Source organism: Paenibacillus sp. JT22N12, from assembly GCF_056269365.1.
On the sequence record NZ_JBWDNU010000001.1, the window covers coordinates 1,240,238 to 1,252,673 of the forward strand.

Here is a 12,436-nt window from a genome sequence, read left to right on the forward strand (position 1 = left end):
TCAGGAAGCATAGCGTTATACGCCCGCATCCATCAGATAAGCTGCATTCAGCCCAACCAGTCGAACGACTTTGTTCACGCTGTCTTCCGCCCCTCCGATGGGACGTATATGAATGCCCTTGATTCCTTCAATTTCCCGCAGCTTTCCGATCAACTCAGCGGCGATCGCAAGCCCTTCCTCCTTGGACTCGGTCTCCGAAAGACGAGCCTTGAACGAGTCGGGAATAACGATGCCGGGAATACGCAGGGCCGTATCGATATGCGCCGCATCCCGCAGAGGCAGAATGCTGGCCATAATGGTGATGCGTTTATGAAGATCGCGGCGCCTTGCCTCTTCCATCCATTCTCCAATCAGGTCCATATCGAACACCAGCTGGGTACGCACGAAGTTCGTACCCCCGTCCGCCTTAGCCTCCAGGCGGTCAATCAGCTCCTTGATTGGCTTACCCGCGATATTTTCCACCGTACCGATCGTGAATACCGGTTTCTCCTCCATGAGCGTGCCGTCGAAGAGTCTGCCTTCATCGACAAATTTACGCACATAGCTAACCAGCTCCATCGTCTGAAGGTCATATACCTCTTTGGCATCAGGCTCGGTCCCGACCTTCGCCGGGTAGCCTCCGAGGATCGCAATATTCTTTACACCGATGGCCGCAAGGCCCAGCAGATCGCTTTGTATAGCCATCCGGTTCCGGTCGCGCAGGTTAATCTGGACAATCGGTTCAACTCCGACCTGACGCACGAAGTATGCGCCGACTACGGGTGACAAACGGGCGATTGCCAGGAGATTGTCGCTGAGGTCGACCGCATCGACGGCACCGCGGTACCGGATCGCCTGCTCGACGAGGGGCTGCGGATTCCAGCTGCGGGGCGGGATCAATTCAGCCGTAACGATAAAATGCTCCGGCGCGAGCTTTCCTTTTTCCAATAATAATGTCATATCGTACCTTCCCTTTCTTCATGCTGCGCGGCATGGAGCTGTTAAATTTGGAATGTGCTCAAGATGAAGGCGCCGGCGCGGGAATATTCGATCAGGCAATCCTGAAGGTCGAGCGGATGGCATGGGATAGAGCCTTCAATCAGGTCTTCCTCGCGATGGCCGTGCAGGCCAAGGCCAAAGCGGCATACGTATACTTTTCCGCCCTCCTTGATGAAGGTGGCCAGACTGTCGTTATGGTTCATTTGCCCTGCAAAAGCGGAGCTGCCGACTGCCGGGAAGCCGCGGGTGGCTATCGCATTCATCGCCCCGGTGCCGTAGAAATAAATCGCCGTCTCGAAGCCTTTGCGCTGCGCGCGGATCGCCTGAAGAATGGCAACGTAGGACAATGAGGATTCATGCGCGATACCGTGGACGAGAGACAGAAACTTGTCGCCCTCATTCGCCTTGTAATCCGGGAACACCTTCGTTTCTCCGTAAAGCCTGGAGCCGGCAGACAGAGTCGGGTGGGGAATCTCATTCATCGATTTCAGTTCAAGTTCTGTAAAATTAGCCATTATACATCATCCTCCAAAAGATATTTTTATATGGAAAAGAGCGTAAAGCTCTTATGCCAGCTTGCTGAAATACTGCTGCTCGGCGTTGCCCCAGAAGATTCTTTCCTTAATTTCGTCCGATACCCTGGCGCCCTGTATTTTCCAGAATTCACTTTCAAAATCGCTCCAAGGCTCATCACAGCCGAACATAACCCGGTCCAGACCGATTCCTGTCCGATCCAGCTCCTGCAGCAGCTTGCGGACCGCAAATCCGATGGCCCAGCTGGTATCAAGATAGACGCGGTAATGCCCTTCGATCAGATCCTTCCACTGCGACAAAAGCCGGATATGACCGCTTACTCCGCCGCCCATATGAACCAGATGAATTTTCAGCTCCTTGCCCCAGCGTTTGATGATTTTGAAAAATCCCGTAATATCGGAGCTTTCACCTGGGCTTGTGTGAAAATGAATCGGGATATCCCGCTCGATCGCTGCCTGGAAAATGGCTTCATGCTGCCGGAGCGTCGGCTCATCCCATTTATCCGGATCCGATGTGCCTCCGAGCAAATAACTCATCTTCATGGCGATGATTCCCGGTTGATCAAGCATTTGCAGGGCCGAATCGGTCAGCCCGCGATTTCTCGGGAGGCCGGATACCCACAATGCTCCGGCCACCCTGCCGCCTTCCTCCCCCGCCAGCTTTACGACCAGTTCATTATGGCTGAACGGCTGCTCCTGCACGGGTATGCCATAGTTCGGGATAATCAGCGTCTTCTCAATTCCCCGGCATTTCATAAAATGGTCCAATTCTTCCCTGGTTTCCGGGCCCGGATCAGCCGGCGAAACCGGCACCTCCGATTCATAGAAGGGCCATGGGTCCAAACAACCGACGTGATTGTGCACGCTATATACTCTTCTCCCAATCGCCATCGTAAGCGGCTTCGCCTCTTGAATCAGAGGCTCGCCCATTCCCTGGCCTTCAGCTGCCGGCAGTTTGCCGGCGCTTGCGTGATTGTGCATCATGCACATCTAAATCCGCCTCCATTCGTTGATGTGGATGGTCCCGGATCGAATATAGAGCCCCGGCCTTGCGCCATCCCAGCTTCTCAAACAGCTTCACATTCTGCTCCTGCACCTGGGCCAAAAACCGCTGGACACCACGCCGTCTCATCTCTTCGACCGCAGCCTCGATAAGATAAACCCCGATGCCTCTCAGGCGATAGGCTTCATGGACAGCCAGTCTCCCTCCCCACCAGACTCCCTCCTCCTGTCTGTCGGGATAGCAGCGGACAGTCCCGATCAGGACAGACTCGCTGCCCCAGGCGTTCAGATAGATGGAGGAGGAGTCTTCGTCATCCTCGTCGGTTTGCTCAAACATGCCCTGCTCGTCTACAAAAACCCGGCGCCGCAGCAGCAATGCCGCTTCCATTTCCTCGCCGCTGGCAGCCAGCCTCACATCGCAATTTCTCATGGACTCCTCCTCTTTAGACCACCAGACTATTTCCGCCTGCTCCGCCAGTTAATCACCTTGGTTTCTAGACCTGCAGCTTTTCAAAGGATGGCAGAGCGGAGCAGGCGCCGCACTTGGCGCAGCCTGCCATGCTGCTTGCGGAAGTCAGCTCGGCCTCGGCTAGCAGACCGGCAACATTGCGGTACATCTGCTCCATATACACCGATGACGGCGGTTCCGCGTGCTCAAGCAGCGTGCCGCGCAGAGGGCGAAGCGGCACGACAAAGGGGTACACGCCCATAGCTGCAGCTCTCGCGCAGCCGGCAAGCGTAAGCTCTGGGTCCTCCCCCATCCCCAGGATGACATATGTGGTGACCTGGTTCTTGCCGAATACCGCTACCGCTTTTTCAAATGAGCTGAAGTAGGTCTCCAGCTTTATGGCGGATTTGGAGGGCATCATCTCACGCCGGACCCGCTCATCGAACGATTCGACATGAAGTCCGATCGTGTTTGCGCCGGCATCCTTCAGAACCTGATACAGCCCATCGTCATCAGGCGGCTCGCACTGCACCTGTATAGGAAGATTGCTGATCTTACGGATGGCTCTCACGCAAGCGGCCAGGTGAAGCGCCCCCCTGTCCGTTTCATTCGGGGTGCCGGTCGTCAAGGTAATCTGCGTGATTCCATCCAATCGTTCGGCTGCCTGGACGACCTCTGCGAGCTGCTCCGGACTTTTTTTGGCAATGGTAGCGCCCGCCTCCAGCGAATGACCGATGGCGCAGAATTTGCACCGGTCATTCGGACTCCACCGGATACAGCTCTGGATGACCGTACTGGCCAGCACATCCGAGCTGTGGCGCACCGCAATTTTGTTATATGCAATGCCGTCTTTCGTTGTCAGATCATAAAACTTCGGACGGCTTACGGGATCGAGATACATTAACGTCTTGCCTTCAAACTGCAGGGCGTATCCATCATCCCCTTCCACCAGCGTATAAGGCGAGCTTTCCGCCGGTCCATTAAAGGCGGGCAGCATGACCGTCGTGCTTCCCATGCGAAAGGCTGCATCATCCGATGGCCCCGCTCCTCCCCGGCGGCCGGCTTCTATCCTGCTTTCTGTTCGAATGCCCTTATTCTGAAGATCGACCAGCCGCCAGGCAATCTCGGAAGACGGAAATCCGCTGCCGTCCCCTGCCCGTTCCAAGGAATCCTTCATATTCATCCACCTTTCCTGCTGTTGGTCTTCTGTATGAATAATTGTTCATGTGACTTTATATAACAAATCATAGAGGAAAATTTGCGTGTGTACCTCATCCACTGGAGCGTTAATTTGCTCATCCAGCTTGTTATGTCAGGTCTGAGACGTATTTCTATGCTATCATGGTCCATATATGGTACTTTTGTTCACATAATTATCAGATGTTGACCAAATCGTCATGTTATAGTCGGAAGGGAGCAAAGGGGCATGGAGTGGAAACCTGCAAAGTCGTCCGGCATAGCCGTTTATAAGCAAATCGCGAATGATATCGAGCACCGGATTATAAGCGGCGAGTTTCCATCTGGAAGCTGGCTGCCTTCCGAACGGCTGCTCGCCGCCCGGCTTAATGTCAACCGAAGCACCGTCATTTCCGCCTATGACGAGCTTCACGCGGCAGGGCTTGTCAAACGGGTGAAAGGCACCGGGACTCTTGTCAGTACGGAGTTATGGAATGATGCGGATAAGCGCCTTCCCGATTGGGAGAGTTACGTCAAGGGCGGATTCTTTCAGCTGAACAATCCGATCAACCGGCAAATCTATCAGCTCGTCCACTCCGGGGACGATATTGTGAATTTTGCTGTCGGGGAGCTGAGCCCCGATCTGCTTCCGGTTTTCTTCATGCAGCATATACAACATACAATGGAGATCAGTCAGTATTTGGGGTATGAGCATATACAAGGAAATCTCAAGCTTCGCGATGCCATCTGCGCGCATCTGAAAGCTTACCGCAGCATTGATTCGGCACCCTCTTCGCTCCTGATTACATCGGGGGCCCAACAAGCCCTGCACCTGATTATCCAAAGTCTGCTGAATCCGGGGGATGCCGTTATCATTGAGGATCCTTCTTATGCCTTTTCTTTGCCAATCTTCCATTCTGCGGGACTGCGGACTTTCCCCCTGCCGACATTCGAGGATGGTATTGATCCGGACGAAATCCTTGCTCTTCACAAGAAACACCGGATCAAAATGATTTTTCTCAATCCGAACTTCCAAAATCCGACCGGCACCCTGATTAGCATGGAAAAAAGGCGGAAGGTGCTTGATATTTCAACCAAATACGGAATACCCATCGTGGAGGATGACCCATACAGCCTGACCGAATATGAAGGCCGCAGCGTGCAAACCTTGAAATCCATGGATAAAGACGGAACTGTCATCTATATCAGCTCCTTGTCCAAAATCATCGCCTCAGGCCTGCGGATCGGCTGGATTCTGGGGCCGCGGTCGATCGTCAACCGAATGGCCGACGCCAAACAGCAGATTGATTATGGACATCCCAACTACCCGCAGTGGATTGCCGCCCAACTGCTCTCTTCCGAGCAATTTGATGCACATATCCAGAAGCTCCGGCATGGGCTTAGGAACAAACGCGATAGGATCATCCGCTCATTGGACAAATTTTTTAAGGGCAGCGCCGATTATTTCGTGCCCGAAGGAGGAATCCATCTTTGGTGCAAGCTCGCCATCGAAGGAACTGAACATCAATTGTTCAAGGAGGCGGTCAAGCAGGGGGTTGTATTTGCGCCGGGCACCACGCTTGGCTCTTCTACACGTCATATCCGTCTGACCTTTAGCCGCGCGGACGATAATGAGATTGAGGAAGGAATACGGAGACTGGCAGAGGCAGCTTCAAGATTATAATAAAAAAAAGCCCTGATTCCAGGACTTAAGGATAATCAATATTGGGCCAGCACGAGAACGAATGCCAGATTCGCATAGGAAGAGCTGTTCGGGCGATGAAGGCTCTAAGCCGGCCTATGCCCAGCCTGACTTGATATATCCCGCTTTTCTAAGCGTCAACTCGGCATACGGATTAATCCCGTCAATGCGCCGGCCAATCGAAAAATAGCGCAGCTCCAATCCCTCGTCGTCCTGAATGGACGGAGTTCCTGTGACATCCAGAGCTTCATAAACGGCCATAACGTTATAAATTTCATCGCCATGAGGGTATTTATAATACATATCTTTGCCGGACAACAAGGTTATAAAGCGAAAAGAGCCCGCCCTTAATCCGGCTTCTTCATATAATTCGCGTGCCGCCGCATCCTCCAGGGATTCGCCGAGCTCCAGCGCCCCGCCAAGGGTTCCCCAGTCCAGACTGTCGGTTCTTTTCTGCAGCAGCAGTTGGCCTTGCTCATTAAATACCAGCACGCAGGCACCTGCCATAATCAAAGGCTGTGTGCCGACATATTTTCTCAAATCCGATATATATCCCAAGAGACCGTACTCCTTCTTCTTTAATTAACTATGAATCCCAGAATTTAATCCATAATCCGAGTCCTTTGCCAGCGTATACGAGGTCAATCAAGTCAGCCAACGATTCCTTTCCGTTACTTTTGGGCCCTTAGTATATCAGGCGCTCTTCTCATAAATCTCTCGCTGTCCCTCACAAAATCATACTGCTCATATAATTCATGCGCATCCTTTGTTCCCAGCAACCCCATTAAATTTTTCAAACGGTTGGACGCCGTGATATGTTCAATCAATTTCTTGCCCAATCCCAGTCCACGGAAGCTCTCATCAATATATACATCGCATAACCAGTACATCGTCGCATTATCTGTCACCACACGCGCAAAGCCAACCTGGCGCTTCTCTTTATAGATCCCGTAGCACAGCGAATGATGGATAGATTGTTCAATAACTGATTCCGACCGCTTATTGGCCCAATAGCTTCTCGCCAGAAAACCCTTGATTACTGCCAAATCAAGCAGTTCCTTATCCTCGCTGATCAGATATTCATTCTCCACAAGCATCCCTCACCTTCCCATTTACGCTCCTCTATGGAGAGCAGCAATCCGTTATTCCAGGAATGGAATACACTCCCTATTGTAATATATCATAAAAGAAGACCATGCCCCTTTGCGGAAAAATCCGCGAGAGGCATGGCCTTTCAATCTACCAGTTCGGTATGAATCCGGCTTTAGGAGGCAGCCGGAAGCTTGACGAGTATGGCCACGGCTTCCGATCTGGTTGCCGTATCGTTCGGAGCGAACATGCCGCCGCTGCGGCCTCCGATGATGGCGTTGTCCTTGGCCGCTTTTACCGCGCCTTTGGCCCATGCCGGGATTTTGGCGTCATCCGCGAATCCCGTTGCTGTGCCGGCACTCGTGTCCAGCTTCATCGCTTTCGCAATCATAACAGCCATCTCGGAGCGTGTAATTGTCGCGTCCGGCTTGAATGTACCGTCGGAATAGCCACTGACGATCCCGGCTTTTACCGCTTGAGCAACAGCGTCTGCTGCCCAACCCTTGATCTTGGCGTTATCTTTGAAAGCAAGCTCCGCCCCTGTTCCTTGAGGTTTCAGGGCATTGATCAGCATAACCGCAAATTCAGCACGGGTCAGCTTCTGATTCGGTTGGAACGTGCCGTCGCTGTAGCCGCTGACGATGCCCTCAGCAACTGCCTCCTCAATGGAAGCCATTGCCCAATGCCCGGCAATATCCTTTAATGCAACAGGCACTGGCGGAGCAACCGGCGGTGTAGCTGGAGGCATATCCACTGGACCTGCTGTACCCTCGACATCCGCCGTGCTGATATCCTGCCTGCCATATGTGGCGAACCAGCTTTTAATCGTTTGAAAATCCTTGGAGAAAGCCAGTGACACGAGCAGCATCATCCGGGCATGCTGGGCATTCAGATTATCCCCGGCAATAATGCCTTCGCTATCCGAAGGATACATGGTTCCCGAACCCGTTCTCGTTGTTGTGACGAAAATAACACCCTGTTTGATGGCCTCGGTGCGTGCAGCGCTCATTTTCGGCGAGATTCCGCCTGCACCCGTACCGGCCGTAACAATCCCCTTCGCGCCGTCAGCTACCATTCCCTTGATACCCCCGCCGTCGGCATCCTGGTAAGCGAATGCGACCTCGACCATCGGCAGATCCGTCTTCTGGATCTTGCTCAGGTCAAAAGGCGTCTTCCAGTCTGGCTTGCCCGCTTTCAAAGCTCTATCATTCAGACGGTAGATGGAAATATTGTCTTGATCGATATAGCCCAGCGAGCCGAGTATCGGCGTCTTGAACGTATCGAGACGCTGCGCGTTTGTTTTCGTAACTTCCCGGGCAGCTTGAATCATATCGTTAAGCATAATCACTGTGCCGTACCATTTGGTCTTGCCGCTTCCCGCCAGTTTAATGGCGTTGTACAGATTGGCCGGAGCATCGGTGCCAATAACGTCCCAAGGACGCATTGCACCCGTTACGACCACCGGCTTCTCGCTTTGAACGGTCAGATCGAGGAAATAAGCGATATCCTCCATCGTATCCGTACCGGATGTGACGACAACGCCGTCATAGGTTTTCAGCGCCTGATCAACAGTCAGCGACAGATCGTACAGATCGCCGATCGCATAGCTGCCTGAACCTTTATTGCCGAATTGATACGTGGATACATCGGCAATTTTATCTTTTCTGGGCAGTTGGGCCACCATATCTTCAATTTTGTAGGTGCCCGACTTGTAGTTTTGCAAATTGGTAGGATCTCCGTCGTTGGCCTGCCCGGAAATCGTACCGCCCGTCCCGATTACAAGGACGTTTGGCATTGCAGAAGTTTTGGACGCATCGCTGAGAGCAGGAAGCGGAGGCAATGCGGCCGGTTCGTCTGCGGCAGAGGCTGTAGAAACCAAGCCTCCAGCCGGAATCGACAAGCTGAGAAGGAGAAGTGCAAGAAACGGAAGAAGCAGTCTTTTTCCAAATAAGCCGCTAGACATTGATATCATGTAGCCTTACCTCCTGTGTGTTATGCTTTCGGCGCATCAACAACAACATTTTGCGTGCCGTATGTGGCAAACCATTTTTTAATCGTCGGCTGATCTTTGGAGAAGCCCATCGAAAGCAGCAGCAGCATACGGGCATGCGTCGCGTTCAGGCTATCGCCGGCGATAATGCCGTCGCTATCGGAAGGATACATCGTTCCCGAGCCTGTTCTTGTCGTCGTAACGAAAAGGATACCTTTTTTGATCGCTTCGCTGCGCGCTGCGCTCATTTTCGGCGAAATTCCGCCTGCTCCTGTACCGGCTGTAACGATGCCTTTCGCTCCGTCGGCAATAAACCCATTAATTGCGCCTGCGCCGGCATCCTGATAAGCGTAAGCAATTTCAACTTGCGGCAGATCCGTTTTGCTGATTTTGGTCAGGTCAAACGGTGTTTTCCACTCTGGTTTGCCCGCTTTGCTCACTCTGCCCGGTGCGCGATAGATGGAGATGTTGTCTTGATCGATATAGCCCAGCGCTCCAAGAACCGGTGATTGGAATGTGTCCAGGCGCTGCGCGTTGGTTTTCGTTACATCGCGGGCTGCTTGTACAATGTCATTAAGCATAAGCACTGTACCGAACCATTTGGTTTTGCCGCTAGCCGCAAGCTTAATGGCGTTGTACAGATTGGCAGGAGCATCTGTGCCGATAACATCCCATGGACGCATTGCGCCGGTAATGACAACCGGCTTCTCGCTTTGGACAGTCAGATCGAGGAAATAAGCGATGTCCTCCATCGTATCCGTACCGGACGTAACAACGACGCCGTCGTAAGTCTTCAGCGCTTGGTCAACCGTCAGCGACAAATCGTACAGATCGCTGATCGCGTAGCTGCCTGATCCTTTGTTGCCGAATTGGTACGTGGACACATCGGCGATTTTTTCCTTTTTCGGCAGTTGGGCCACCATATCTTCGATTTTATATGTTCCGGATTTATAGGATTGCAAATTAGTAGGATCTCCATCGTTTGCTTGTCCCGAAATGGTACCGCCCGTTCCGATAACAAGAACATTCGATTTCGTTGAAGCATCTTTAACTTTTACATCAGGAATAGAGAAGGTAGTCCCGGCTGCTGGAGCATCCGCTGCAAAGGCACCTACTGCCGTCACGCTTAGCAAAGCCATTACTACGAAAGGGACGAGGAACAATCTGGCCAATCTTTTTCTGCTGATTAAAGTCACTTAAACTACCTCCTAATGTAATATATGAATTTCCGCAAGCTCATTATACGTCCATGTCATATTATATTACAAGATAAATTTATCGTGCTAAAGAAACCACACAAGAAATGGAGTTCTCAGCAATATTTATGTTAGTTTTTATTACGTTTAAATGACGCAATTTCTAAGCATCCTGTAGATGCTTAGTTTCATTATTTGGTTGCTTTTGTCTTTTATTTTCCCAAAACTTGTCATGTACTCCTAGCACTTTGATATGAATCTTCCTTATAGACATTCAACAAGTGGAAAGTTATCTAAAATTATGGATATGAAAAAAAGATACGTAAGGATACACACGCAAACACTGTGTATGCTTAAGTATCTTTTATCTAATCTGTAATCACTGTTATCTGCTAACCGGCACTCTTTCAAGAAGGAACTCTCTCAGCTTATTATCTGACCACTCATACATCTCCAGCAGCTCCTGATAAGGATCGCTTGACTTCTTCAGATATGCCGCCATTTTGTCTCATTCCGGAGCATCCGATCGGATCAGATGCGCCAGCTTGTACAGCTCCGCGATATCATGACGATCAGAGGCCTCCAATCTTCGCACAGCTTCTTCAATTTCCACAACATCTACGACGGCAATCTGCTCGGCATCCGGTGGATTAAGCGGCTTTCCGACGAGCTGAACCTCCCCATATCCAACCAGCCTGATGAAATGGGGATGGGGAATATGGGCTCTGAAAGGGGTCTCTGCGAATGACCGGCATTTGAAATGACCGAATATTTCATAATTCAGCAGATTGGCCCCCAGCTCCTCCTGCACTTCCCGCCGCAGGGCTTCCCGGTAGTGTTCATTCGGCTCCAGCGTCCCGCCAGGCAGCTCCCATCTGCCGTTATCCAACTGGATCATGACATATCGATTTCCGACGGTAGGGATAATGCTGATATTGCTGATCAACGATTCATCGGTCGGAGATTCTACGGTAAACCGGGACTTCACGATGTCCCAATCGATCCATCCGGATAAGGTTGGCAGACCGCTGAGGTATGCTCGTCTCTGGTTCGTGCCGGGGATGTTCTCCACTGGATGATTCCACTCATTTGCTTCTATGCGTATCGCCCGCCCTCTCTTACAAAATAAGGGTGCCTTCTTTGGCCAATGAATTGTCTAATTCTGCATCGCTGCGCCATCCCTTTTGCTTCACTTGGCTTTCGTTCTTGTTCCGTTTTATTTCCCGGTGATAGCCTGGTAGGTAGCAGTGTCAGCGATAATATAAAGCCGCGCCCCGGCGGGAATCGGCGTGTTCAGCTTGCGGTTGACACCCAGATCGCCGCGATCCGAAATCAACGTCGCTCCCCGGCTCAACAGATCCTGAAAAGCATCCCCGTATGTCCGCCAACCTGCTTCTACAGGAACCTCATAGATATCATCGCCATGCTGACGGCTGAGCAGTTGGCTGAAGATTTCCGAATTCCCCTCCTGAAGCGCAGCCCGGACAGCGAGTCTGGATATGGCGTCATGGGACAGAACGAACTCGTTTACATTGATATAGCGGAAATTCAGAATGTTTTTCTCCTGGACGATCTCCACCGTCGTATGGACATGCGGAGCAGTCCTTTCTATGCTCGAGGTAATCAACAGTGACTTTCCGTCAGCCAGCGCCGCCTCGTCAATCCGCGAATCCGCAAACACAATTGCTGACCGCGCCTTCTGCAGCATAGCCCGTTCCAGCACTTCATCGGATGCGGGATCGCCGCTGATGAAATGGACATTGCTGCGGTTCAGCAGCGGATGCTTGTCGGTCTCGTCGACGATAACAATTTCCGCACCCGGCAGGTAGGTCATAATTTCCTCTACAGCGTAGTGCGCCTTTTTGCTCCAGTTGATAATGATGATATGATCCTTGCCCTGAAAATTCAATTGACCGGCCTCCCTCTGCCGTTGAATGCCTGCGACGGAATCGATGACTTTGCCGATCAACAAGCTTAGCAGGCCGATTCCGAAAATATACAGAAAGATCGTAAACACTTTGCCCAGTACCGTCTTCGCAAAATAATCGCCGTAGCCAACCGTAGCCATCGTCGTCAGCACCCAATACAGGGAATTAAACCATGAGGTGAATGTTGAAGGTTCCAGCAAGTAAGCGATGGAGGCGCTGATCAGAATGAAAATGATAACAGTCAGGATAATCGACGTATTTTTGAAACGCATGGTTTTGTTAAGCACTCTAAGAAAGAAATACATGCTGATCCTCATCCTCTTCCGCTCAGATCGGCGAATGCCGCATAAAAAAAAGAGATTGCCCTGCCGGAATGGGAACGGACAGAGCATCA

The 12,436-nt window shown here is 51.6% G+C and carries 12 protein-coding genes; 1 reads left to right on the forward strand and 11 read right to left on the reverse strand.

Features of this window, described 5'->3' with window-relative positions; translation table 11 throughout:
* Positions 1-15 precede the first annotated feature (15 nt).
* The 5 genes from AC0YOA_RS05175 to AC0YOA_RS05195 all read right to left on the reverse strand — a co-directional run bounded on the left by AC0YOA_RS05175 (position 16) and on the right by AC0YOA_RS05195 (position 4,138).
* Positions 16-939, reverse strand: coding sequence for a methylenetetrahydrofolate reductase (locus AC0YOA_RS05175; RefSeq protein WP_475785703.1), 924 nt, complete (start codon positions 937-939; stop codon positions 16-18).
* Between the two features lie 41 nt (positions 940-980).
* Positions 981-1,493 carry an MSMEG_0572/Sll0783 family nitrogen starvation response protein gene (locus AC0YOA_RS05180; protein ID WP_475785704.1) on the reverse strand — a complete coding sequence of 171 codons (513 nt, stop codon included), beginning with the start codon at positions 1,491-1,493 and terminating at the stop codon, positions 981-983.
* A gap of 51 nt (positions 1,494-1,544) precedes the next feature.
* Positions 1,545-2,501, reverse strand: coding sequence for an amidohydrolase family protein (locus AC0YOA_RS05185; RefSeq protein ID WP_475785705.1), 957 nt, complete (start codon positions 2,499-2,501; stop codon positions 1,545-1,547).
* Positions 2,452-2,943, reverse strand: coding sequence for an MSMEG_0567/Sll0786 family nitrogen starvation N-acetyltransferase (locus AC0YOA_RS05190; RefSeq protein ID WP_475785706.1), 492 nt, complete (start codon positions 2,941-2,943; stop codon positions 2,452-2,454). The genes AC0YOA_RS05185 and AC0YOA_RS05190 overlap by 50 nt, the downstream gene beginning before the upstream one ends.
* A 64-nt stretch (positions 2,944-3,007) precedes the next feature.
* Positions 3,008-4,138: an MSMEG_0568 family radical SAM protein gene (locus tag AC0YOA_RS05195; RefSeq protein WP_475785707.1), complete on the reverse strand. Its 1,131-nt coding sequence runs from the start codon at positions 4,136-4,138 to the stop codon at positions 3,008-3,010.
* A gap of 249 nt (positions 4,139-4,387) precedes the next feature.
* Here AC0YOA_RS05195 and pdxR point away from each other — a divergent pair, with 249 nt between their 5' ends.
* Positions 4,388-5,821, forward strand: coding sequence for a MocR-like pyridoxine biosynthesis transcription factor PdxR (gene pdxR, locus AC0YOA_RS05200; RefSeq protein ID WP_475785708.1), 1,434 nt, complete (start codon positions 4,388-4,390; stop codon positions 5,819-5,821).
* Between the two features lie 114 nt (positions 5,822-5,935).
* Here the strand turns inward: pdxR and AC0YOA_RS05205 are convergent, their stop codons facing one another.
* From AC0YOA_RS05205 to AC0YOA_RS05230, 6 genes are all read right to left on the reverse strand, one after another.
* The gene (locus AC0YOA_RS05205; protein ID WP_475785709.1) at positions 5,936-6,397 is read right to left on the reverse strand and encodes an NUDIX hydrolase; all 462 of its coding nucleotides are present in this window, start codon (positions 6,395-6,397) and stop codon (positions 5,936-5,938) included.
* A 113-nt stretch (positions 6,398-6,510) separates the two neighbouring features.
* The gene (locus AC0YOA_RS05210; protein WP_475785710.1) at positions 6,511-6,936 is read right to left on the reverse strand and encodes a GNAT family N-acetyltransferase; all 426 of its coding nucleotides are present in this window, start codon (positions 6,934-6,936) and stop codon (positions 6,511-6,513) included.
* A gap of 167 nt (positions 6,937-7,103) precedes the next feature.
* Complete coding sequence (locus AC0YOA_RS05215; RefSeq protein ID WP_475785711.1) at positions 7,104-8,900, reverse strand: asparaginase domain-containing protein; 1,797 nt, start codon at positions 8,898-8,900, stop codon at positions 7,104-7,106.
* A gap of 20 nt (positions 8,901-8,920) precedes the next feature.
* Positions 8,921-10,114 carry an asparaginase gene (locus AC0YOA_RS05220; RefSeq protein ID WP_475785712.1) on the reverse strand — a complete coding sequence of 398 codons (1,194 nt, stop codon included), beginning with the start codon at positions 10,112-10,114 and terminating at the stop codon, positions 8,921-8,923.
* Positions 10,115-10,622: 508 nt separating this feature from the next.
* Positions 10,623-11,186, reverse strand: a complete 564-nt coding sequence (locus AC0YOA_RS05225) for an NUDIX hydrolase (protein ID WP_475785713.1) — start codon at positions 11,184-11,186, stop codon at positions 10,623-10,625.
* Between the two features lie 144 nt (positions 11,187-11,330).
* Complete coding sequence (locus AC0YOA_RS05230; RefSeq protein ID WP_475785714.1) at positions 11,331-12,347, reverse strand: ion channel; 1,017 nt, start codon at positions 12,345-12,347, stop codon at positions 11,331-11,333.
* Positions 12,348-12,436: the final 89 nt, after the last annotated feature.